At 44.1% G+C, this 22,874-nt stretch carries 20 protein-coding genes; 9 read left to right on the forward strand and 11 right to left on the reverse strand.

Going from position 1 to position 22,874, the window contains the following annotated elements; all coding sequences use genetic code 11:
- Positions 1 to 53: 53 nt before the first annotated feature.
- From AAGA18_07610 to AAGA18_07620, 3 genes are all read left to right on the forward strand, one after another.
- A complete protein-coding gene (locus AAGA18_07610) occupies positions 54 to 683 on the forward strand; it encodes a peptidoglycan-binding domain-containing protein (protein MEM9445206.1) in 630 nt (209 codons plus the stop codon).
- A gap of 73 nt (positions 684 to 756) precedes the next feature.
- The gene (locus tag AAGA18_07615) at positions 757 to 1,830 is read left to right on the forward strand and encodes an SDR family oxidoreductase (protein MEM9445207.1); all 1,074 of its coding nucleotides are present in this window, start codon (positions 757 to 759) and stop codon (positions 1,828 to 1,830) included.
- Positions 1,831 to 1,862: 32 nt separating this feature from the next.
- Positions 1,863 to 2,918, forward strand: a complete 1,056-nt coding sequence (locus tag AAGA18_07620) for a hypothetical protein (GenBank protein ID MEM9445208.1) — start codon at positions 1,863 to 1,865, stop codon at positions 2,916 to 2,918.
- Positions 2,919 to 3,167: 249 nt separating this feature from the next.
- Here the strand turns inward: AAGA18_07620 and AAGA18_07625 are convergent, their stop codons facing one another.
- From AAGA18_07625 to AAGA18_07635, 3 genes are all read right to left on the reverse strand, one after another.
- Positions 3,168 to 4,469 carry an ATP-binding protein gene (locus AAGA18_07625; protein ID MEM9445209.1) on the reverse strand — a complete coding sequence of 434 codons (1,302 nt, stop codon included), beginning with the start codon at positions 4,467 to 4,469 and terminating at the stop codon, positions 3,168 to 3,170.
- A gap of 144 nt (positions 4,470 to 4,613) precedes the next feature.
- Positions 4,614 to 5,369: an ABC transporter ATP-binding protein gene (locus AAGA18_07630; GenBank protein MEM9445210.1), complete on the reverse strand. Its 756-nt coding sequence runs from the start codon at positions 5,367 to 5,369 to the stop codon at positions 4,614 to 4,616.
- A 73-nt stretch (positions 5,370 to 5,442) separates the two neighbouring features.
- Positions 5,443 to 6,081, reverse strand: a complete 639-nt coding sequence (locus AAGA18_07635; GenBank protein MEM9445211.1) for a lytic transglycosylase domain-containing protein — start codon at positions 6,079 to 6,081, stop codon at positions 5,443 to 5,445.
- Between the two features lie 91 nt (positions 6,082 to 6,172).
- Between AAGA18_07635 and priA the strand changes: the two genes are divergently transcribed.
- On the forward strand, positions 6,173 to 8,392 hold the full coding sequence (gene priA / locus AAGA18_07640; protein ID MEM9445212.1) for a primosomal protein N': 2,220 nt from the start codon (positions 6,173 to 6,175) through the stop codon (positions 8,390 to 8,392).
- A gap of 64 nt (positions 8,393 to 8,456) precedes the next feature.
- Here priA and AAGA18_07645 read toward each other — a convergent pair whose 3' ends face one another.
- The 3 genes from AAGA18_07645 to AAGA18_07655 form a co-directional block, all read right to left on the reverse strand.
- Positions 8,457 to 9,500, reverse strand: coding sequence for a hypothetical protein (locus AAGA18_07645; GenBank protein ID MEM9445213.1), 1,044 nt, complete (start codon positions 9,498 to 9,500; stop codon positions 8,457 to 8,459).
- The gene (locus AAGA18_07650) at positions 9,500 to 11,101 is read right to left on the reverse strand and encodes a FecR family protein (protein MEM9445214.1); all 1,602 of its coding nucleotides are present in this window, start codon (positions 11,099 to 11,101) and stop codon (positions 9,500 to 9,502) included. The genes AAGA18_07645 and AAGA18_07650 overlap by 1 nt, the downstream gene beginning before the upstream one ends.
- A gap of 508 nt (positions 11,102 to 11,609) precedes the next feature.
- On the reverse strand, positions 11,610 to 12,779 hold the full coding sequence (locus tag AAGA18_07655) for a glycosyltransferase family 4 protein (protein ID MEM9445215.1): 1,170 nt from the start codon (positions 12,777 to 12,779) through the stop codon (positions 11,610 to 11,612).
- A gap of 205 nt (positions 12,780 to 12,984) precedes the next feature.
- Here AAGA18_07655 and AAGA18_07660 point away from each other — a divergent pair, with 205 nt between their 5' ends.
- From AAGA18_07660 to AAGA18_07670, 3 genes are all read left to right on the forward strand, one after another.
- Positions 12,985 to 13,824, forward strand: coding sequence for a phosphopantetheine-binding protein (locus tag AAGA18_07660; GenBank protein MEM9445216.1), 840 nt, complete (start codon positions 12,985 to 12,987; stop codon positions 13,822 to 13,824).
- A 66-nt stretch (positions 13,825 to 13,890) separates the two neighbouring features.
- The gene (locus AAGA18_07665; GenBank protein ID MEM9445217.1) at positions 13,891 to 15,171 is read left to right on the forward strand and encodes a beta-ketoacyl-[acyl-carrier-protein] synthase family protein; all 1,281 of its coding nucleotides are present in this window, start codon (positions 13,891 to 13,893) and stop codon (positions 15,169 to 15,171) included.
- 62 nt (positions 15,172 to 15,233) lie between these two features.
- Positions 15,234 to 16,034 carry an SDR family NAD(P)-dependent oxidoreductase gene (locus tag AAGA18_07670; GenBank protein ID MEM9445218.1) on the forward strand — a complete coding sequence of 267 codons (801 nt, stop codon included), beginning with the start codon at positions 15,234 to 15,236 and terminating at the stop codon, positions 16,032 to 16,034.
- On the opposite strand, the gene AAGA18_07675 is transcribed toward AAGA18_07670, so the two are convergent.
- Both AAGA18_07675 and AAGA18_07680 read right to left on the reverse strand, forming a co-directional pair.
- A complete protein-coding gene (locus AAGA18_07675) occupies positions 16,000 to 16,665 on the reverse strand; it encodes a laccase domain-containing protein (GenBank protein ID MEM9445219.1) in 666 nt (221 codons plus the stop codon). The genes AAGA18_07670 and AAGA18_07675 overlap by 35 nt on opposite strands.
- Positions 16,666 to 16,782: 117 nt before the next feature.
- The gene (locus AAGA18_07680; GenBank protein ID MEM9445220.1) at positions 16,783 to 16,950 is read right to left on the reverse strand and encodes a hypothetical protein; all 168 of its coding nucleotides are present in this window, start codon (positions 16,948 to 16,950) and stop codon (positions 16,783 to 16,785) included.
- A 260-nt stretch (positions 16,951 to 17,210) separates the two neighbouring features.
- On the opposite strand from AAGA18_07680, the gene AAGA18_07685 reads away from it, so the two are divergent.
- Positions 17,211 to 17,891 (forward strand): DICT sensory domain-containing protein, encoded by a 681-nt coding sequence (locus AAGA18_07685; protein MEM9445221.1) that lies wholly within the window; start codon positions 17,211 to 17,213, stop codon positions 17,889 to 17,891.
- Between the two features lie 167 nt (positions 17,892 to 18,058).
- Entirely contained in the window at positions 18,059 to 19,294 is a 1,236-nt protein-coding gene (locus tag AAGA18_07690) for a FecR domain-containing protein (GenBank protein ID MEM9445222.1), read from the forward strand.
- A gap of 68 nt (positions 19,295 to 19,362) precedes the next feature.
- Here the strand turns inward: AAGA18_07690 and hpnE are convergent, their stop codons facing one another.
- The 3 genes from hpnE to AAGA18_07705 form a co-directional block, all read right to left on the reverse strand.
- Entirely contained in the window at positions 19,363 to 21,606 is a 2,244-nt protein-coding gene (gene hpnE / locus AAGA18_07695) for a hydroxysqualene dehydroxylase HpnE (GenBank protein MEM9445223.1), read from the reverse strand.
- 33 nt (positions 21,607 to 21,639) lie between these two features.
- Positions 21,640 to 22,551, reverse strand: a complete 912-nt coding sequence (gene hpnC, locus AAGA18_07700) for a squalene synthase HpnC (protein MEM9445224.1) — start codon at positions 22,549 to 22,551, stop codon at positions 21,640 to 21,642.
- A 65-nt stretch (positions 22,552 to 22,616) separates the two neighbouring features.
- Positions 22,617 to 22,829: a hypothetical protein gene (locus AAGA18_07705; protein MEM9445225.1), complete on the reverse strand. Its 213-nt coding sequence runs from the start codon at positions 22,827 to 22,829 to the stop codon at positions 22,617 to 22,619.
- Positions 22,830 to 22,874: the final 45 nt, after the last annotated feature.

Here is a 22,874-nt window from a genome sequence, read left to right on the forward strand (position 1 = left end):
GAATATTCTAGATGGGAATGCGTCAATAAGAAAGCAATAGGAGAAAAATACTTATGATCAACAAGGGTGTATTGGCTTTTATCATAGTGATAGCTAGTGCTTTGGTAAATGAGGCGGTGGCTGGTATCTCATTTAGCTTTAGTAGCCGCAGCTACTGTGGCAAAGGCTATTCCTACCGTAGCTGTCCTCATAGCAAGTTCTATTATAATTATAGTAGTAATTATCGATGCTACCCTAAACACTATGGCTATTATTACTCATACCCGCCTGTCACTGTTCGAAAATACTATGTTTATCCTGAAGCAGAAACAATCTACAGCGATCATTTTTATCCAGGAGGCAATGGCTATCCTTCGGCTCAACTCAAATACCAGCAAGGCTACAGCCCTCAACAGAACAACAACCATACAGAGCCTAAAGAGAAAAAGACTGAACTAGAAACCGATAAGGATGATGCCAAACAAAGTGTTTCAAAATCCTTTGCTATGGGGATTCAGAAAAAGTTAAAGGATAAGGGCTTTTATCTAGGCGAAATCAATGGACGGCTCGATCAGAAAACGCAGGAGGCTATTAGGTCGTTCCAGCAAGCAAGAGGATTGAAAGAGACTGGGCAGATCGACGAGGCACTTTTGTTAAATCTGGGTTATTTGACCGCTAGCAAGACCCAGGATAAGTATTTATAAGTACTTGAGGTCTATGCTTGTATTTTTTCCATTTTAGATCTTTCCTAGTATTGTACAAAGACAGCTAGGTAGGATGATGGCTTTAAATACTAAGGTAACTTTAGTTACAGGTGGTAATGGTTTTATCGGTAGGCACCTAGTCCGCTTGTTAAGGGATCGAGAAGAAAGGCTCAGAGTTCTAGATATTCTGGATAGTCCGGATTGCCATTTGGAGGGAGTAGAATATCTCAGGGGCTCTGTTGAAGACAAAGCTTTTGTTAAAACTTCGATGCAAGATGTATCCAAGGTTTACCATTTGGCAGCAAATCCAAAACTTTGGCACTCAGATAAGGGAACCTTTGAAAGAACTAATCTTTTCGGTACAAAGAATGTCTTAAAAGCAGCTGAAGCTGCTGGAGTGGAGCGACTTGTTTATACTTCCACAGAGTCTATCCTCAAGAGTTACCGACGTGATCAAAGAGGGCTGATCGACGAAAGGATTCATCTAGAACTCTGCGATATGCCCGGCTCTTACTGTCGCTCTAAGTTTTTGGCAGAGCAGGCTGCTCTGCAAGCGTCAAAGAACGGTCTAGATGTGGTTATTGTAAATCCCACCCTGCCAGTTGGCCCAGGCGACTATCTACTAACTCCTCCAACCAAGATGATGCTAGACTTTGTAAATCAGAAGCTTCCCCAAGCTTATCTTGAATGCCAACTAAATATGATTGATGTCAGAGATGTGGCTTTTGGTCACATACAGGCTATGGACAAAGGAGGGAAAGGGGAGAGATATATTTTAGGTCACCAAAATTTATCTCTAAGTCGACTACTTAAGATTTTAGAATCATTCACCGGTCTTACCATGCCTACTACAAGGATCCCCTATCCCGTTGCGTGGTGTGCTGCAGTATTTTCTGAATTGATCGCTGATTATATTACCAAAAGGCCTCCTATGGCACCTCTGACAGGTGTTCGTTTAGCAAGAACCCCAATGGTATTCGATAACACCAAGGCTGTTTCAGAGTTGGGGCTCCCTCTTAGGCCCATAGAGGATTCACTAAGGGACATGCTTATATGGTTTCAAGACGTCGGATTATTTAAAGGTAAGAAAGTTTTCTCACTAGAAAAAGATAAGTTTCAATCAGTAGATTCGATCTCTGTTAAATAATAGAAAGACTTAAAACTGCAGTGAGGACAGCTATGATTAGAGTAATATTTTGCTTGTTAGCTTTGAAGCTGCTGCTGGCTCAGGCTCTATTAGGCAATAATGTCATTGAAGAACTGAGTTCTTTCTCAAAAATTAAGAAATTAGATCTGCCAAGAGTATTGGATGGGAAGATTGAAGGCACTAAAATGACTCTTCCCAATCATGAATTGGGAATAGGTACGGAGGCCTTATTTGTTGTTCCAGCTTCTCCTGATCAAATCCTTGATCACATCGCTAATTTTGACGCCTCCACAAAAACGGAAGCAGGTAACAAGTTTGATTTAGAGGCTCACTACAGCATAAGCGTTCCTCCTAGGCTGCAAGACTTCTCTGGCTTTAAGCTGGATAGCAGAAACAAAGCTTCAAAATGGTTAATGATTCAGTCCAGCCGTGAGGCAAGAAAATCAGATTTAAATTTGAGCAATAAAGAATTTAAATCCCTCTATGAATTGACGGAGTCACTCAAAGAAACTCATGGGAAAAGCTGGATGATTCATGGCGAAGACGCTTTGGCTCTAAAATGGCAGGAGATCTTTTATAACCGAGCTTTGCAATACCAGAATGGAGCATTAGCAGGTAGCCAACCCTATTATAAAGTGTCCCAAGAGTTCGAAATTGATCTCGAGATGGCAACCATGTTAGGCGGTAACCCCCAAGTGCAAGAGCACTTTAAAAGGCTTATCCATAAAGCATTCTTAGGGGACCAAGATGCGAAATACTATTGGGAACAAGCAAAAGTTAATGGTCGCCAAACAGTCAATCTTGGAGTTTTTTTAAAAGATGTTAGTAAAGGGAACTATAAAGCTCTTGAGGCGCAATACTATGTGACATCTACTTACTTCAACTCGATGACGCTTTATCAGATGTGGCCCTTAGAAAATGAAGAGACGCTCGTGTGGCGAGGCGATTATGTCATCAGTTCAGCGTTTCGTATTTTAAAAGGCATCCAAAGAATAGCTGCTAGAAATGTGATGCTACTTGAGGTAAAAAAATCTGTTAAAGCTTTTGTGAAAGATTTTCAAAAGAACGAATTAGCAGCCTCTGATTAAAAGAAACTAATCCTAGGTAAACTAAATTAATACCTGATTCTCGAACTGCGATTTATGCTTCTGTTTTTGCTTCGAATACGAGCCTGAACCAGCTTTTTATGATTGGAAGCAGAATAAATGATTTGAAGTGCAATAAAGCAGAGTAACGAAAATGTTACGGTAATTAAAACGATGCTACTGTAAATCATCACTTATTATGCTAAGACATGAAGAGTGCTTTGTCAAGGCATGCGGACTAGTCGCGTTACTTTACTTCGGGGTGCTCTCGAAATCGACAAAGTAGGCATTTGCAGCAAAATCTATGAGATCAGGTGATATGGTCGGCTGGGTCTGATGATAACGGCACTGATCCAAGACTAGTGCCAAAATGTCACGTGGCAGGCAACCACGCAAGTTACGGCCTGTTGGCTGGATGTGCTTACGTATAAAATAATCTACGACCTCATCGCTAAAGGGGATACCTTTGATTCCACTTTCGAGTTGCCAGATTTTCTTGAAGTTTTCAGGAGAAGGATTCGTAATGGGGATCTTATAGCGAAGCCTTCTTAAGAAGGCCTCATCAACAAGGTCCTTTGGATCGAGATTAGTGGAGATAACCAAGAGAGTATCGAAAAGCATGGCTACTTTAATGCCGGTATGGAGGGTGAGGAAGTCTACTTTTTTTTCTAAAGGAACAATCCAGCGGTTTAATAACTCCCTGGGATCCATTCGCTGGCGTCCGAAGTCATCGATCATGAAGCATCCACCGTTGGCTTTCATTTGGAAAGGAGCCTCATAAAAGCGTGAAGAATCGCTCCAAATCAGGTCTAAAGACTCCATTGTCAGTTCACCCCCCACAATGATAACTGGGCGCTGGATCAGTCGCCAACGTTTGTCATAGCGCTGTGTCAGTCGAATGTCCTCTTCTTCGGTAAGTGGGAGGTGGTTATATTCGTCAAAAAGTCTGATGATAGCACCGTTAACTTCAATAGCGTGAGGGATGAAAATTCCTCCTCCAAAGGCCTCTACAATTCTTTCAGCGACACTTGTCTTACCATTTCCCGGAGGGCCATAGAGGAACATGGATTGGCCTGAGTTGGTAGCGGGGCCAATTTGTTTGAGGATTTCTTCCTCAAGTATCAATCCCTCGAAAGCACTACTTAAGCGACGGCGGTTGATTTGTATGCTGCGAATCGTCTGGCTACGGACTGACTCCGCATAAACGTCAATGGAAACAGGGGCTGGTCCTATGTAAGCCGATTGGTCGTAGAAGGCGGAAGCTTTATCTCGACCGAGGTCAGTAATCGCCAGTAAGTATGAGTGGGCCTGAAGACCTCCACGCATGACATCAAGCATTTTGGCCTCTCTGAGTTGTTCGATAACTGGCTCGACTACATTGAAGTAGGGCAAGTCAATAAAGTCTGCAAGGTCTCCTGCGGTCATGGTGCTGCGGGCAGCAACTGTCTTAAGGATCAGAGCCTCTATCATAGACTTTGAGATATCTAGATCATCAAGAGACTGAGGTTCCTCGGGAAGGAAGAGAGAAGCATTCGCAAAAATGTCTTGTGACATGATTTATTAATTTTCCATAAATTTTGAATAAGCCAAGCAAAACGTTTTGCTTTATCAATCAGCAGGTCACATAAATCAGCGCTTAGAAGGTTCGCATTTAAGCTGGATGATGGATTTCGTTCAACCTTTGTTGCACATTGGTGATTAATGTGTCACTGGGTGAGGGAGTTTTGATATGAACTTTCCGTCGGCCATTTCTAGAACGTAATCAGATGCGTCGGCGATTTGTGGGTTATGAGTCACGGTTAGCAGTGTGAGTTTTTCTTCGTGAACAATAGATCTCATCAACTCAAATACCCGGTCTGAATTTTTGGTATCAAGATTTCCTGTAGGCTCGTCAGCAAGAATAACTTTGGGGCTATTTGCTAAGGCTCTGGCAATAGCTACGCGTTGTTGTTCACCTCCGGATAGGTGATTGGTTCGACGCATAGCTTTTTCTACCAGTCCCACTCCATCAAGCAGATGAAGCGCGCGCTCTTTCATTTCATTTAGCTTGAGTTTCCCCAATTTTTTCATGGGCAACATAACATTCTCCAGTGCGGTGAACTCTTTGATCAGAAAGTGGAATTGGAAAACAAATCCCAGCCGCTCGTTTCGCATATCCGTTGCTTGGGTCTCTGTAAGCTGAAATGCATCTACTCCAGTAATCTTTATTTCTCCGCTGTCGGGTTTATCTAAAAGACCCAGGAGATAAAGTAGCGTGCTCTTGCCGCAGCCAGAAGGGCCTACGATTGAATAGACATTACCTTCTCTTAATGAAAGGTTGACTGAATGCAGTACATGTACTCTGGATTCATCCTTCCCTAGAAAGCGAACGAGATTTTTACAAGATAATGTCGTAGTCTCTCTGCTCGATTCAACTACTGCAGTTTCTTCGATGCTGGTAGGTTCTTCTATCATGACGCTAGGGGGATAGTATCTTTAGACTGGCATAGATGAAAAGCACAAAGAAGTTTTCCGCTTTTTGTCGGATTTATGGCGATGGCTTAATGATAGCATGGTAAGCTTTTATATACCGGATGCGCAGTTTTTCCCAGATGAGTAGAAGGGTGGAGGGGTTTGTTTGTTTTCCGTAGAACTCGTATTTATGAAGTATATCTTGAATGTAAGCTTTGGTAGTTGGGTAATCAACCTGCTCTAAAAAATATTGAGCTGAGGGCTTGGTCAGTTTTTGATTCCAGCGCTTAGCATTACTTGGACCCGCATTGTATTCCGCTAAAGCAGGTGCCTCTGGGGTATCAAAGGTTTTCCAGCGTCGAAGCGCTCGACTCAAGTACCAGCTTCCGGCTAAGATATTATTCCTTGGATCTAAAAGGTCGGTGGGCTTGTAAGAGTCTAGTTTTTCATGAGAAGCCCATTCGGAGCCTGCTGCTTCCGTGATTTGCATAAGACCTCGCTCTCCTGCCGCTCCTAGAGCGTCAGGATTGAAATCACTCTCCCTCCAGATGACGGCACGGATGAGGTTAGCATCTAGCTTATATCGTTCTGCTGCAGTCGTAATAAAATCTTCAAATCTGCTGATTCGGTGTTTTTCATATTGAAACCACCAGAAGCCGCCAATGATGATCAGACTGACGGCTACAAATAAAAAAATAGTGAAGCGGCGCAGCATCCACCCCAATTTAAGTGCTTGATCATGGGGTAAAAGAAATTTTTTGCCTGGACGCGTAACATCATGCGATGGTGAGCTATAGGCCAGTTCTATGGAGAAAAGCTATGTTAGAGTTGTGCCGGAATTATCATTAGACCGGTGTTTTGACTACACAGTTCCTGCTCAACTGCAAAGTAGCATTGAGTTAGGGTACCGTCTGCGAGTGCCCTGGGGGCGTTCTACCACCTTGGCTTATGCGGTGGATTTTCCAGAAACTCCCGAAGTTGAGTCCTGTCGAGATATTTTAGAGCTTATTGGGAGTCACCCGCTATTAAATCCGGAATTAGTGAAATTGGCTCGCTGGATAGCAGAATACTATTGCTGCGACTTCCCATTGGCCCTGAAGGGGTTCTTACCTGAGGTTATTCGTAAAAAGGAGACGAACTATAAAACCCGATATTGGGTTTCAGTGCCTGCCCATCTTGTAGAGGAGGAAGTGCTAAAAATGCTTGGAAAAGCTAAAGCTCAAAAAAGGGTGTGGAAGTTTGCTCAAAAAAAGGGAGCAGGCTGGCTGGCTACTCTCATGAAGGAATCTAAATCCAATGCTGGTGTCTGGAATGCCTTGGCAGAAAAGGGGTTTATTAGATTATCGCGAGAAAAAATGGAAAGAAACCCTCTCAATAAAGAGATTCAAGAATCTATACCTTTACTACTGACCAAGGAACAAACATACGCCAGGCGTCGTATTTTACAACAAGCCTCGAGTGATCAGCCCAAGGCTTTACTGTTACAAGGCGTTACAGGAAGCGGGAAAACAGAAGTCTACCTGCAAGCTATAGAGGAGATCTTAAAACAGGGGAAAAGTGTCCTGGTTTTGGTTCCAGAAATCTCCCTTACATCTCAGACCGTTAATAGATTTCGAGCTCGTTTCGAGGGACAGCAGATTCGAGTCGCTGTTTTACACAGCCACTTGTCTTCGGGCGAACGGCATGATCAATGGCATGCAATTCATCAGGGTAAAGCCAAAATAGTCATTGGTGCAAGGTCAGCTGTATTCGCGCCTGTTCAGAAATTGGGGCTCATCATCGTAGATGAAGAACATGAGTCGAGCTATAAACAGGAAGAGGCACCACATTATCATGCTCGCGATGTCGCAGTGATGCGAAGTTATTTAGAGAAAGTTCCTGTAGTCTTAGGCAGTGCCACGCCCTCGTTAGAGTCTGTTTTAAACGCGAGGCGTGAGCGCTATATTTTATGCAAACTCACACAACGAGCAGAAAAGATGGAACTGCCTACTATTCATGTCTTGGATTTGAGACAAGAGAAAGGTCAGCGTCAGGGAGGCTTTTTGATGGCGCAGTGCATGAAAGAGGCGGTGGAAACTCGATTAATGCGCCAAGAACAGTGCATTTTGTTTTTAAACAGAAGGGGTTTTGCCACATCGGTTCAATGCCCTAATTGTGGAAGGGTTTGTGAGTGTCCACGCTGCTCTGTGCCTCTGACCTACCACCGAACTTCTAATTTGATGCGTTGCCATTTTTGCGATTATCAAGATGGCCTGCCCAAGCTATGCGAGGAGTGTGGTTTCGAGCAACAGAAATATGGAGGTTTTGGCACGCAACGCGTTGAGGATGCCGTTCAGCATTTATTTCCTAAAGCTCGTTGGCAGAGAATGGATTCGGATAGCATGCGCGGCAAGTACGCTTATGAGGAAGCGTTGACAAATTTCCGAAGTGGTAGGACAGATATCCTTGTAGGGACGCAAATGATAGCCAAGGGGCTCCACTTTCCCAATGTAACCTGCGTCGGCGTAGTGAATTGTGATTCGGCTCTAAATCTCCCTGATTTCCGCGCCGCAGAAAGAGTATTTCAGCAACTGGTGCAAGTGGCAGGCAGAGCGGGAAGAGGAGATCAATTAGGAGAAGTTTTTATCCAGACCTACACACCCTTTCATCCGGCCATCCAATTTGCCAGACATCACGATGTAGAGGGGTTTCAGGAGCAGGAGTTAGAATTTCGTAAAGATCTTATGTATCCGCCTTATTGTCGTAGTGTGTTGGTGATGTTTCGAGGAAAGAGTGAAGAGAAGACCAGATACTGTATAGAACAAGCGACGAAACGAATCAGAGAACGACTGCAAGATCAGGCAATGGTTTCTGAAATGGCCCCAGCACCCATAGAGAAGCTCAGAGATGAATACCGCTTTCACACATTTATTCGCACTCAGAAAATTCTACGGGTCAGTCAAGTTTTGCGTGAAGAAATAAAAAAGAAGATTTGGCCTGAGGGAGTTAAAGTGAGTGTCAATGTTGACCCAGTGAATTTGCTCTAAACCGGATGATGTCATAGACGTTGAATGAAATCCTTTGCAGAGTACACGAGTAAAAATAATATCCTCAATATCTCATGCTACATGAAATTCCCCCGCCTGCGTTATAGATATCATAGTCGGCTATCGCTGAACGATCAGAATCGCGTCGATCATAGCTAATAAATGTTCGGAGCGTTAACCATTCTGTCGGCAGGTAATAAAGACCCATACCTATGGAGTTAGACCAGTCCAAGCGCTTTTCCAAATCGTTAGGATCTTTTTCATGGGTGTAGCGAGAAAATTCGAAGCGATAATAGGTCTGAATCAGCAATTCCTGCAATGGTGTCCAGAGGTAGGCAAGGGTTAAGGCTTGAGAGGTTCTATCTTGAGTTTCTGTATTGAAGTTCTCTTGTTCGGTGAAGTAGTAACGCCCCTCATAATTTGAGGTAAATAGCATGTCATCTGAGATGGGGAATTGCTTTTCTAGAGACCAGGAGGGTACATACTCTTTGTAAAATTCGGCGTAGTCATCCTCTGAGCTGTCATGTCCTAGCAGCCGCTGCCAGTCAAAGCCAACTGTAGCAAACCAGGTCTCATGGAAGCGAAAACCTGTTTGAGTAAAAACGGTCTGGGAGTCAAAATCTAAGTCATTTAGACCATTTTCAGTTTTATCGAGCCCATAGTTATACCACTGGTGACGAAATCCAAGACGGAAGTACAGTTGATCTCCGTCAAAGTCCCAAGGATCCGGAGCAAAGGCAGCTTCTATGGTACTAACCAGAATTCCTGTGTCTTCTCCATTCTCCGTAGCTGTATCTTCAGAGAGAAAAACATTTGATGTATAGTAGTATTGAGAGTCAACATAACCTTCTACCCAGCGTTTTCTTGGCTTGATGGACATTAAATATTGTGGACCAATGTCTTGCTCTTCTCCGGGAATAATCTCGGGAATACTCTCGGCATTTTCATAGGCTTCTACTGTTGTATTTTGTGTGAGCTCGCTCTCCAATTGGCGACGGATTCTTGCTTGTTCGCTTTGGTCAATTTGAGGTACTTGTGCAGATATCGTTGCTAGATTAATGAAAAATGAACTAAACAGTAATAGAGGAAATGATAAATAGTTCTTCATTATTTAGGCTTTGAAAAAACTGGGACGCCAGTACTTGATGATAAAGTGTTTGGTGCACCCGGATTAGCAAGGGTGCTTCCTGGAACTGGAGGACTTATAAAGAGAGCAGTGCCATTATATTCTACGTCTATAAGGTTCAGTCCACCCTGCAATATTCCTCCAGCATTCCAGACCCATCTACCCGTATTTGTTTTAAAAACATATTCACCAGGTCCTATTAAATTAACCTTTTCTAGAATAATGGTATTGGCCTCCATGTTGGTTCTTGTGGATTGCAAAGTATTGACCCCGGAGGTGCTTCTTATTTCAATGTTTTTACCGCTTTCGAAAACTAAGTTTCCATTAACTTCAAAGTTAAAATTTTTAAAATCAATATTATCTAAAGCGTGGAAAGCTAATTCAACGTCTGGCCCTGAACCGCCATTGTGCTTGATTGTCTTGGGTGGCCCCGATTCAGCTGACGAAGTGCTGCCAATATCCCTTCGCGAGGCAAAAGTGACTTCTCTATTGTAGTTGTTGAGTTTTGTTCCCTTGTCAAAAAGAAGTTTTCCATCTGCTAAAAAGGCAAAAACCTCTGTACCGTTTTGCTGTGCTTTGGACAGGTCGATATTCCCAGTTTGAACTTCTATATCTTGGGCAAAGAAAGCAGTGACTCTCGTTTCATTTAGAAATTCTGCTCCTGGATCAAACTCTTCGATGCGGGGAATGTCTGAGCCGGTTTCAAAGACACCGATTCGATCTGGATCCAGATCTGGGGAATCAATCAGAGCGCGTTTACTAAACCCCTGTGCCCTTCTACCTGACTGTACTTCATTTTGTGATTCGCGTGTGGTATTATTAATAACGAGTTCAAAGGATTTTTTCGTTTTTGCATCGCCTACCTTCACATCAGATTTTTTAGCACGACCTGTTTTGACTAAATTTTGCTGCTTATTAATCTCTTTATTAATTTTGGGAAGAGAGGGAAGTTCTTGGGAAAAGCCGTTCACGAGGTCGGCTCCATCCACGTTACGCTGTAAATCAAAGTTAAGAGGCTTAGGAATAAAATTTTGCCCGGGCAGGATGAAAGTGACTTGCCCTGCTAACACCGTCTGGGATCTTCCATTTGGTAGAGTAGCTTTAGCTTTACCTTCTAAAGTCATTAGCTTGAATCCACCGTTACTCGTTGCACTAGCGGCTACCGTCGTTCCGGTGATAGCAGCCGTGGCACCTGCCGTGCGGATGACTCCACCACCGCGACCTCGAGGGGAATGGAACAGTACACTGCCCTGTTGGAGGTTGATACCCCGCTCTCCTTTATCAAAGGAAAGGATGCTGTTTGAACCAATCCGAGTGATGGTTTGATCCTCGGCAATCAGTTCAGCGCGAGATTTTATACCTGTTTTGACAAGGTCCGGGGCAGCCACATTGCTACGGATAGTGGCTTTTATAGAGCGTTGACTAACGGATTGGATAACGGAAACATCATTAACAACCTGGGTAAAGGTTGCTTCATCCAGAAGGTTTCTAGCTGCGAATAAGCAAGGATGCGTGCCATTCAAGGAGATTAGTGTAAATACAGAGACCTGGAGAAGCTTCTTACCCGTGAATATATGCCCCATTAGTTTAATATACGCAAAATTGTGAAAATGTGGCAAGAGATCCTTTTTCTGAGAGATTTGGCCTGCTTTTTCATCAAGCTGTCTCGGGATGAGCTTAATGCTAGTGCATTTTCTAATGAATGGGAAACAGTGCCTCATCCAATCTGTCATTCTCTGGTTGCACCGGTGAAAGCCTCTAGAGATGCGTCTAGTCCTCTCGGTGCTTCCATCCCTGTTGATATAAGCGGATTAATCCGGCGGAAAAATCTACGAATGCTTCAATCTCCTGGATACCTTATTTGAACCAGGGTATGGCAAAAATGGATCTTTAAGATGAGTTCAAAAATACTCCGAGAGGTTAAAGAAGTTGAAGGAGATAGCTAAAAGCTTGGGCCCTTGGGTCCTAAGCAAAAGAGAGTCGATAAAGCTCTATTACTCCACACCTCTTGAACGTGGCTCAAGGGCCAATCCCTAGGCGAGGTGGCATCATGCGAGTTTGGCCGACTTAGAGGCGCTATTTGCTAATTTGCTATTCATGGTAAGTGGATTGCCTCTTCAGATGATCGACAAGCTTCTGAGCGGTATTTTCCCAACTGAAGGTCAGAGCATGCTTTCTCCCTGCCTGACCTAGGCGATCTCTAAGATTACGGTCTTGGATTAATTTCTTTAATTCTTTGGAAAGGGTATGGATATCACCTTCATCTACTAGGATTCCCGTTTGACCATCTTTGACTGCTTCAGCAACTCCTCCCGTGCGATATCCAATAACTGGCTTGCTTTGTAAGCCTGCCTCTAAATAGGTAATGCCGAAGCCCTCCACACTGGTTTTAAGAGTCCGGCTCGTCATGGCATAGATTTCGCAATTGGCATAGGCTTGGGCCAGTTTCTCTGGTGCTACAGGTCCAAGGTATTCTAGGGTAATGCCTAGTTTTTTACTCAGGGCTATTAATTCTTGAAGGTATTGCCCATTGTCAGTGTGGTCACTCTTCCCGGCAATATGGTATACAATGCTATTTTTAGTCTCTGAGTCTAGTTTGCCAAGTGCCTCAATAACTTCTCGGTGTCCTTTGCGATGATGCACTCTAGCAAGCGTTAAAATGCGTACGCGTCCATTCGTCTCAGGTTTTATGGAAATGCCATTGCGCATTGCGGGACTGCTGCAGGCACAAGGAAGGGTGATCACTCGTTCTTTGACAGCGCATAAGATAGAGCCTTTAAGGTTACATCCAGAGAATCTAGAAGCAGATGCCAGCAGCTTTGTGTAGGGAAAGAACATTTGTGCTGCTATGTAGAGAAGTTTGTTCGATTCAAATTTATAAATTTCTGATCCGTGCCAGATACAAACGGAATTATAGGTTAGGTAAGACGGCACGACATGAAAAAGTCTGCCAACCATCATCATGATTTGGGCCCCTACGCTGGGTAAGAGGATGACTCTACTCATTAATTGTTGATGATCCCTGATGATTTGTCGTCCCATCTGAAGAAGTGAAGGGATTTTTAAGCTGCCATTGGCTTGCAACCTTTTAACAGGAAATGGCATTGTGCGATCGATGTCATCCTGGTTTGCGAGGTAGTTTGGTGCCCATACTTCTATGCAATACCCAAGTTTGTGCAGCGCCATAGCTAATTCTACACAATAAGTGCCTACACCACCGTAAAACGGAGGGAACTCATGGGTTATCATCACGAATTTCATGAACAGCTAATAGGGCTAAGCTGATATTCATAAAGTGCCTGAGGCATAGACGAAAGCTTTTTGTGCAGGAATTTGCCATTTTCCCAAGACTAAATGCTCGAGATTTACCATTTTACGAAGATTACGTGAAAATCTTGATAAATTATTATTTACGTACTTTCATTATTCGACAAGAATCCCTGTTCACTTTTTCAAGTTATATAATATGGCACTGACAGAGAATGATATGGCAGATCTCAAGGCTGCTCTAAAAAGATGTAGTCAAGAGACTGTGGAAGCGGCAATTCGTTATCGAGAACATGGTGATGCTTCGGTGTTACCTGGAGTTGTTACAGGAATTATCCGGAGATATATGACTCCTGATTCTGAGATCGACTTAGCAAAAGCGGGTGATGAGACAAAACTGATTGAAGATCTGGGGATAGACTCCCTCACCATGTTGGAAATAGTTCTAACCATTGAAGAGGCATTAGGTATCCGCATACAGAATGAGGAACTCGTAGACATTATTACATTAGGCCAAGTAAAAGCCTTTATTACTCGTAAGGTTTCTGGAGAAGGTGGAGATGACTCCTCGGCAGCGCAATCCGATAAAGTCAAAAAATATGATCGTGACGCAATCACCATCACACTACCACAAAACCCTCCATTCCTTTTTGTGGATTCGGCGGAGATTGAAGACAAAAAGATCATAGCCAGGTATGAAATCACTGGGGATGAATATTTTTTAGAAGGACATTTTAGTAATAATCCCGTTTTTCCTGCTTCCATAGTCTTTGAAGCTTTGGGTCAGGTAGGTTGCCTTTGGGTCATTGAGAACGCCGCTGCCCAAACCGGTCAGGAAATCAAACCAACAGAAGTGGTCTTTGCCTCCATGGAGGATGCCCATTTCCACAAGCGTGCGGTTCCTGGTGATGTTCTAGAGATGGAAGTTACTCTGGATCGACTGCGCGCACCGCTTGCTGTCTTCAAAGGTGCTGTCAAAGTCAAAGGAGAGCGTCTAGCTGAAGTGGCTCACCTGGTTCTAGCTTTTGGCAGCGAGTAATCAACCTCACTATTTGTTTGCTCTTTGGGGTTAATCTCTCTATTCCATCTATCCGTATTGAGTTATATGGTAGATAAGAAGCGTATTGCTATTACAGGGCTTGGTTTCATTACGCCCATCGGAAATAGCCGCCAAGATGTGATACAGAGTCTGAAACAATCACGCTCAGGTATTAAGAAGTGTGAGCTATTTGATGACCCCAAGATTCCTATTTCATTAGCGGGCTTAGTAGAGGGATTTTCTTTTCCCTCAATCTCCTATGATGAATGGACTTTTCCAGAAGGCGTCAGCTTTAGGCGAGATCAACTAAGATCAATGGCCCCTAACATAGTCTTTGGGCATCTCTCAATGCAACAAGCCATAGAAGATGCGGGTTTATCGGAACAAGAGATTTCTAACCCAAGGACGAGTCTGATGGCGGCTTCTACTGGTTCGCAATGGATGAGTCATGAAACCCTGAGCAGGATTGATCAGCGTGGAGTGCGCACCGCGAGTCCTGTTTGTGTCTGTTACAGTATTTCTGGCTCACTCAATATCAACTTAGCTGCAAATTTTAAGATCAAAGGAGGCATGTTGGGTTTCTCCAGTGCCTGTGCTTCTTCCGCTCATGCATTTGGTACTGCCTCTGATCTCATTGCCCTTGGTAGGCAGGATCGAGTTTTTGTGGTCGGTGCAGAAGAGGTGAGCCGGGAGGCAATCGTGCCCTTTGCAGCTGCTAGAGCACTTTCTTTAAAGGACGACCCAGAGGCGTATCCTTGCCCCTTTGATAGCAAACGAGATGGTTTTATTGCTTGCGAAGGTGGAGTGACCATGGTTCTGGAGAATCTTAACGTGGCTCAGGCTCGCGGAGCGAAAATCTATGCGGAAGTCTTGGGGTGGGGGCAATCATCCGATGGGTATAACGTGGTCATCCCTGAGCCTGAGGGAGAGGGTTTAGCCAGGGCGATGCAGTTAGCCCTAGAGGAATCGGCAATTTCAAGTTCGGAGGTAGATTATATCAATGCTCATGCAACTTCTACTCTAGCTGGGGATGAAGCAGAGGCTAGGGCTATTGATCGTGTCTTTGGCCAGAGTGGTGATGCGCCCTATATCAGCAGCACCAAAGCTTTAACGGGTCATGGACTCCATCTGGCTGGAGTGATGGAAGCTTCCTTTGGCTGTCTTTCTATTGATGAAAAATTTATGCCTGTTTCCGCGAAGATAACCGATTTAGATCCTAAGTTTGAAAACCTTAATATTGTAAGAGAGCCTTCTCAAGTACGCCCGGAAGTAGTCATGAGCTCTTCAAGTGGTTTTGGGGGGACAAATGTTTCTCTAGTCATGCGCCGCTATAGCCCAGATTCATGAAAGCTGCTAGAGTTGTCTCTAAGGAATAGCACTTTATTTACGCCATCTCTTCCACAAATGACATGCAAAACGTTCTGATTACTGGGGCAAGTTCGGGGATAGGCTTGGTAACCGCTAAGCACTTGTTAAATCTAGGGTATAAAGTCTACGGTACATCGAGATCCCTAGAGCGATTAGAAAGTATCCAGGGTCTTCAAGCAATTGAGATGGACTTGTGTTCCGATGCTTCCATTGCTAGCGGCTGGGAGAAAATTGAAAAAGCAGGTGGCGTAGATCTGGTTATCAACAACGCAGGCGCGGGTTATATAGGTTCCATCGAGAAGATGTCACTCGATGAGGAACGCCGACTTTTTCAGATTCTCGTTCATGGTCCAATGTTGCTTAACCGCAAGGTCGTTTCTTTTTTTAGGAAACAAGGCTTCGGGCTATTGATTAATGTGACATCTGTAGCTGGAATCTTACCCATTCCTTTTATGTCATGTTACAGTTCAGCCAAAGCAGCTTTCATTGCCTATACTTCGGCGCTTCGTATAGAAACAGCCGGAGATTCTTTCCGAGTGGTAGACCTCAGGCCAGGTGATATTCGCACCTCTTTTAATGAGGCAATGACAAAAGGACTGGAAGATTCCTTCTACCAAGACAAGCTTACGAAGGCGTGGCAAGTCATTGATAAAAATCTTAAAGAGGCTCCAGACCCACTTTGCGTAGCTCAGAAAATAGAGCAAATCATTCAAGATAAAGGAGCTCAAGAAGTTTATTATGTGGGAGATTTCTTTCAAACAAGAATCGCTCCATTTTTACTGCGTTTTGCTTCCAGCAAATTAGTCACTAGAGCGATTCTTGCTTACTACAAGCTAGATTAGGTTGGGGTTCACTCCGCAATCTTAAGACTGCAAAATGACGCTCTGTGTTTCCTTTTTCCATGCGGTAGGAGTAGAAGCGGTTTAAATCGGCACCGGTGTTTTCCATGCAGTCATAAAATTGGTGCAAACCTATTTCTTGAGCTTGCGCAGCCATTTTTTTTGCAATGTCCACTTCATAAAGAGGGGGTCGAATGCAAGGTCCAAGAACGCATAATATATGACTAATTTCAGATTGATAGGTTTCAACCATGGCCATGACGGTTTGTTTTAAGATGTTTTGCTCCGTTCCCTTCTTGCCCGAATGGGCCACAGCTATTACTTTTTTTGTGGGATCAAAGAAATAAAGCGGGCCGCAATCAGCCGCTCGTATGACCAGGGATAGATCCGCCGTTTGCGTGATTAAGCCATCTACTATGGGTACCGTTGTGTGACGATGTTTTTGATCTACTACAGCAACCTGACTCCCATGCGTTTGCTCGGCTTCTACGATCTGGTCATGTGGGAATTGGCATGCTCGAAGCAAATGAGCCAGATTTTCGCGTGTGCTTGCAAAGTGTTTTTGTCGAAGCGTGAAAAGATGCTGAATCTGCTTCGAGACAAGTTCTGGGAAAAGCTGGTAGTTCGCTGTCATAGCACCATGCTAAGGCCTAAATACCAGATTCCGAATAGAATATAGCCCTTCTTCCTTAGTTCGGAAGAAGGGCTAAAAATGTTCTATAATAAATGCGCGCTAAATGAATGGATTGGATCAATCATCCATATGATCTGCCCAAGTGGGTGACAGACGTAGATTTTGTTTCACTTTTCTTCTTTCGTAACGGTGGGCTCCAGCTTTCCGAGCTTTGCCCTCTAATTCACTGAATATGTATTTCGGTGGTGTGAGATGTGATGTTGTTATTTGTGTTGTTTTTCGCATAGGAACCTTCTCCTTTCGAGAATAATTTAAAAGCAGAAATCTTGCCAATGAGTCGATATAGAGATTAGCCGCAGTCATTTAATGGATTATAAATATTGCGAATTTTTGCAGATACCAAACCGTTAATAAAATATCGGCATGAAAGGGAGTAAAATTAGGCATTGTGAAAAAAAAAGACCAATCTTTATGGGTGGCTAACTTGCGAGAATCAAAGTTCGGTGTATCTATAATGATGTGATTAATACTTAATCCCTAGACCTATGATAGCTGTTACCAATTGCGAAGAGAAATCACAAAAAAAGTTTAGAAGTAAAATAAAACCTTACTTAAATTCTTCATCTAGAAAATGTGTAAAACTACGTTCTGTCCGACCGGAAGGGAAAAGTAAGCCGACTACCGAGCTAGGAGATGTGGACGATACGCCACTAGGGGACGTCAACTATTTGCTCAATGCGGATCTTATGCTGGCAGTTAGCCATGCGATTGAGGATATGGCATCTGAAGTCAAGGATGGGGAGCTCCTTAGCACCTTTCAGGACTTAGGTAATTTTGAACCGCAGCGCAAGCGCTACCGCGAGCTATCTCAAAATCTCAGCTCTGTTCGTGTAGTCGGTTGCGGAGAACCTCCTAAGCGCTGCGGAAAGACCGAATTTGTAAGGTTCTGTTCCGATGATTTGGCTCGGTACTGGGTTGTTTCCTTAGCTAGTGACTGTTCGCATGCCGCATTAGTCTGTCAACAAGTCAATAAAACAGATCAATTCAAAGAAAAATTATTTGTTGGGTTCTATACCTTCAACCCTTTCTTTGTGCGATCTATTCATAGGCATTTCTCTTTAATGATGGTGGGTCTTGGTAAAGTCATCAAAAATTGGCAAATCGAGATGAACTTGCCTGTTCTGACGCAAAAAGAACTCAAAAAGTACCTCAAAGATAGCCAGTAAAGACTTATATTAGAGAAGCTTATATACCTGAAACTCGACAGCCCAATATGTTAGACCTGTCCTGGGGCTCAGTCCTAAGCGAATAAATTCAATTTTAGCACTATACAAATCCGTTTTGATTTGCCATATTATAGAGAGTCGTTGTTAATAACTTCAGGAGCATACTCATGAGAAAAATCAGTATAATCGCTTTATGTACCCTTCTAAGCGCACAGCTTATGGCTTCGCCCAGTTTGATGATCGATGCCATGGGCAAATTAAACTTTCTGGATGATTCTGGTAACCTTGCCAAATCTATCGATAAAGGCTCAATCGCAGCCGACATTGAACTGGGAGATCAAAAGTTTCGCGTTTCCTATGGCCGGGATCTCCAAGGAAACCCTAACATCATTATCTATTCGAATCCTACGAACCCGTCCAATATTTCTCTGAGAGGTTTTGGCAAGGAGATTAAAATTTTGGACGGTGGAGTGCTCACCATTGTAGCCACTCCAGACGGTAATGACGCGATGCTCAAGTCGGGTCTTTTGGGCAAAGTTCAAGTAGGTGGGCAAACCATGCAGCCTAACTCAGTCGTCAATATTGGTGGGGGTCAGATTACCCAGCAGCCTATTTTCCAGCAGGCCGAAATGGTTAAGAAGTCTGCTTCTGGTCAAGCAACAACCCAAAGCGGCTTGTTAAAATTAGGGGCTACGGCACACCGGGTAAGCGGAACTGTCATGGTTACCTACCCAGGTCAACAAGAGAGACCCTTGGTTGCCGGAGATGTTTTACAAGAAGGTGCCATCATTCGCACGGGCGCGGACGGCAATGTCTACCTCTCTCCTTATCCTCAGTCGTTGGCATGGTTGGAGCCTTCCTCTGAAATGGAAATTTTAAAACTGGCTCCTGATGCATCAGCTGGTTTGGATGCCAATATTTTACTAGGGCTAAAACAAGGAACCATTACTTCGACGTTGAGAGGTATTGATCACTCTAAAGTTTCCTACAAAATCAAGACACCCAGGGGAGTTGCTGCTGCTAGGGGCACAACCTTTACTGTTACCGCTGACGGCAACGTGATCGTTTGCTCAGTTACGGAGGGTAACATCACCGTCAATTTAGATGGTGGGTCTGTCTCTATGGATATAAGCAATGGCTTTGAAGCCACCTTTACTCCAAATGGAGGCGCACCTCAGCAATTGCCTATGAATGCTCAAAGAATCGCTCTCATTAACAACATCATCGAAGTTTACCGGCAAATTTTTGGCAATCTAGGTGAAGGGGGCGAGTTTGATGAGATTGAAGGCGTGGGTGATACCGATATCGGAGATGCGTTATCTGACCTCATAGACAATCTTGAAGACGCTCTTGATGACATCGACGATGATTTGGACGACGATGATACCACACCCACCAGCTAAGGTGCAACGCGCTCTAAATTCTCCCTCTCCCTAAAACTAAAGCGAAATAATTTGCAGCGTAGACTCATTCACCTAGATATCAGGGACTCACCAGGAATCCCTTTTTTGGTGTTTGCAGGAATCGTTGAGCTATAGTCCCTGTCAATGAGCTTTGTCACGGGCCCTGCGCTAAGCACTGCTCCTTCTAGAGTTGCCGGTAGATACGTCTGTACCCAATCCCCAGCTAAATGGAAATTACTCCACTCCGTGTTTTGCTGCGGACGCATTTCATCAACAGACGGGGTTGCTGCAAATGTGGCATCTATAGACTTATAAATAACATCCCGACTAATCGTCATTTTTTTGCTTTGAGGAAAATGTTGTTGGATCTCCTTCTTGATGAGCTCAAGAAGTTCAGGTCTTTTTAATTCAAGCTCTTGGTAAGCTGCACTGATGATGATCGTGTAATGGTAGAAGTCGTTGGCAAAGCTAGGTAAATAGTCGGTACGATCAAATATCCATTGCACGGGTGAATCTAGCAGTCCGACAAAAGGCTGATTGATAATGGGTGTGTCACAAAGAATATGCACCGAAATAATAGGTGAGGAAGGAATTTGAGCGATCTGATTTTTGAGAGGAGATGTTTCGGGCAAGAGGCTTGAGAGTGCCTTGGATGGCATACAGCTAATACACTGGTCAAAATGCTCATAAGTCTGCCTGGTGGTTTTAAAAGAGATTAATTTATCCTTCTCAAAGCAGAGTTCCTTGATGGGTTCTCCAGTATGGATGCGGCCTCCCGTTGCCTTTAGGAATAGCTCTGCTTCCGGCATAAGCAATTCGCTGAGACCTACTTTGCTGAAGTAAATACTTGCATCGGATGTGCCGCCAAATAAGGATTGGCGTAGGACGGCTTCAAAGAGTTTTGCACTGGCAGAAGCAATAGGTTCATTCAGAGCTGCTATGCAAAGGGGTTCCCACAACACATGAATCGCATGAGGGGTTTGCCGTTGCCCAAGCAACCATTCCTTGACCGTGGACTTTTGACTGGGGCTCTGACCAATCCTTAAAGACAACCCAAAATAACAGATAGCGATCCGGTCTTTCCAACTGAGCTCTTCAAAGCTCAATAAGGCCTTCAGTAGATGGAAAGGAGCGGGCAAATTAGCCGCACGCAAGTGAGTGATGCCCTTATCAAGGCTATGATAGGGGACATGAATGCTCTTCTGAATTTCTAACTTTTCTTCAACTCCCAGGGACTTGATAAGATTAAGACATGAGTGATAACAACCCATTAAGATATGCTGACCGTTATCAAAGGTAATGCCTGTTTTGGTGTCGTTGTAACTATGAGCTCTCCCTCCCGTATAAGATTTGGCCTCAAAGATCTCTACCTGATGACCTCCCCGAGAAAGATGAACCGCTGTAGCTATACCGGCAAAACCGCCCCCAAAGATGGCGACACGCTGTGGGAGTTTTGTTGAGGTAGGCAAGCTATTAAAAGAGCGCATCGCCTTGATAACAGCTAGGACTTTCTCAAATTTATTGAGCTGGACGGGCGCTTTTCCAAGCCCGAAATTATTTTTTCTAAGCTTTTCCAGCAACCTAGAATAAACATGTGTCATAATCTCCGCCGCTGCCATGTTCTTGCTGTCTTTTGCGGGTAGGAGTCGAGCTGCTTTGGCATAAAAGTGTTTTGCCCGATGGTATTGTAAAAGACAAAGACGTTTTAAGTTCGCTTTATTGGGCCATGTTCGCAGATCATCTTCCGTGACCTGGAAAGTATCTAACTCATCTTGGGGAATATAAATACGGTCATATTCCAGCAAATCATACTGAATGTCTCGTAAGATATTCGTCAGTTGAAAAGCCATGCCTAGAGCAACAGCATAGGCTTTAGTATGGGCATGACTGTGCTCAAAGATCTCGATAGAGGCTAAACCAACCGCAGATGCTACCCGGTAACAATACGTTTCTAATTCGGCAAAGGATGGGTAGCGGCTTTTATGAAGATCCATTTCGACGCCCCGCATGATGTCTTTCAAGGGATCTGGTGGAATCAGGTATAAACGAACGATCTTTGCTAAATCTTGGCCAAGCCGAGATTGAGGAGTACCTGTATAACAAGCGTCTATCTCCTGATTCCAAAATTCGATCTCTTTGAGTTTTTGAGTAAGACTCTTGTCTTTTTCATCCACGATATCATCTGCTGTGCGACAGAATGCGTACAAAATGGCCATCGCCTCACGTTTTTCCTTGGGGAGAATGAAAAAAGAAAGCGCCAGGTTGGAGCCGCTTTTTTGAGTAATGGTCTGGCTATCGGGAAGATCTTGCATCGTTAAAGAGTGGTGCCTCGTAGAAAAGAAAATTTACCTGAAGATAAAAGATTTTAAGAAGAGGGTCACGAAATCAAATTTGGACAACTTGGGGCGTTTCGATAAAGTATCATATCCCCGACGTCTTATTTTTTCTAAGATAGTAGTTCCTCCCAACCAAGTCATACGAATTTCCCAAGCTAATTTCCCTGAATAACAAGCGAGGGCTGGGAGTAGGGGACGACCTTGATCAAAATGTTCCTGAGCCAGCTGCACCTGTTCTTTCACGCAAGCGGTGAACCCCATACCAGGGACACCCGAGAAAAGCTCATCCTCCTCTACCCAATGTTTCTTTAATGCGTCCTGAGGTAGGTAAATGCGATCCTTACCTAGATCCACAGAGATATCTTGCCAGAAATTGGCGAGCTGCAATCCCGTGCAAATATGATCGGACAAGATATGAAGCTCCTCATCCCGAATACCGTGTAAATGAAGAACCAGTCTGCCTATGGGATTAGCACTTCGTCGGCAATAATCGAGCACCTCTTCGATATTGGCATAACGGCGTTTTTCAATATCCTGCTGAAAAGCGGATAAAAGATCGTAAAATAAATGCGCCGGTAGCTGGCACTTGTTTATCGTGTCCTGCAGGGGCAGAAAAATCCACTGATAAGTTGGCTCGACAAGCTGACCTTCTAAACAACGCCTGAGCTGCTCTCGGAAATAAGCCATCTGCTCTGATCTTTCCGCTTCTGATAGAGCATGTCTCCGGTGACCCTCTACTCGTGGGTCTGAGTATCCCTCATCTGCTATGTCATCGGAAACCCTGGCAAAGGCGTAGACCGCATGCACATGCTTTTGTAAGTGCTTGGGAACAAACAAGCCAACAGGAAAATTTTCATAGTGCGACTTGGCGAGCTTGCTACATCTCCCATAAGCACTTTCTAAGGACTCTGTCTGTTTCATCTGAAGCATACTTGTTCTTTAACCCAAAGGATGCCATAGAAATTTGAAGATCGTACCCATCTCCTTCAACTTTTATGGCGTAATCCCGGCTTAAAAGGAATAACAGTAAAGACACCTTTCCTCTGATTATCAACGAAATAGGAACGGGCAATGAGATTTACCCAGGAGCAGATGGAGTCACCCACGAGTGCATCTTCCAATTGACAACCATAGCAAGCCTTCCCGTCATCCCCCGGCTTGATCGGGGAAAGCCTCGAAGGAACCGTGCGAAGCACCATCCTGCTTGGATCAGGGCCGGTGTCAGGGGATCAATCCAGGGGTAA

The sequence above is a fragment of the Verrucomicrobiota bacterium genome, from assembly GCA_039192515.1.
Classification (GTDB): Bacteria; Verrucomicrobiota; Verrucomicrobiia; order Methylacidiphilales; family JBCCWR01; genus JBCCWR01.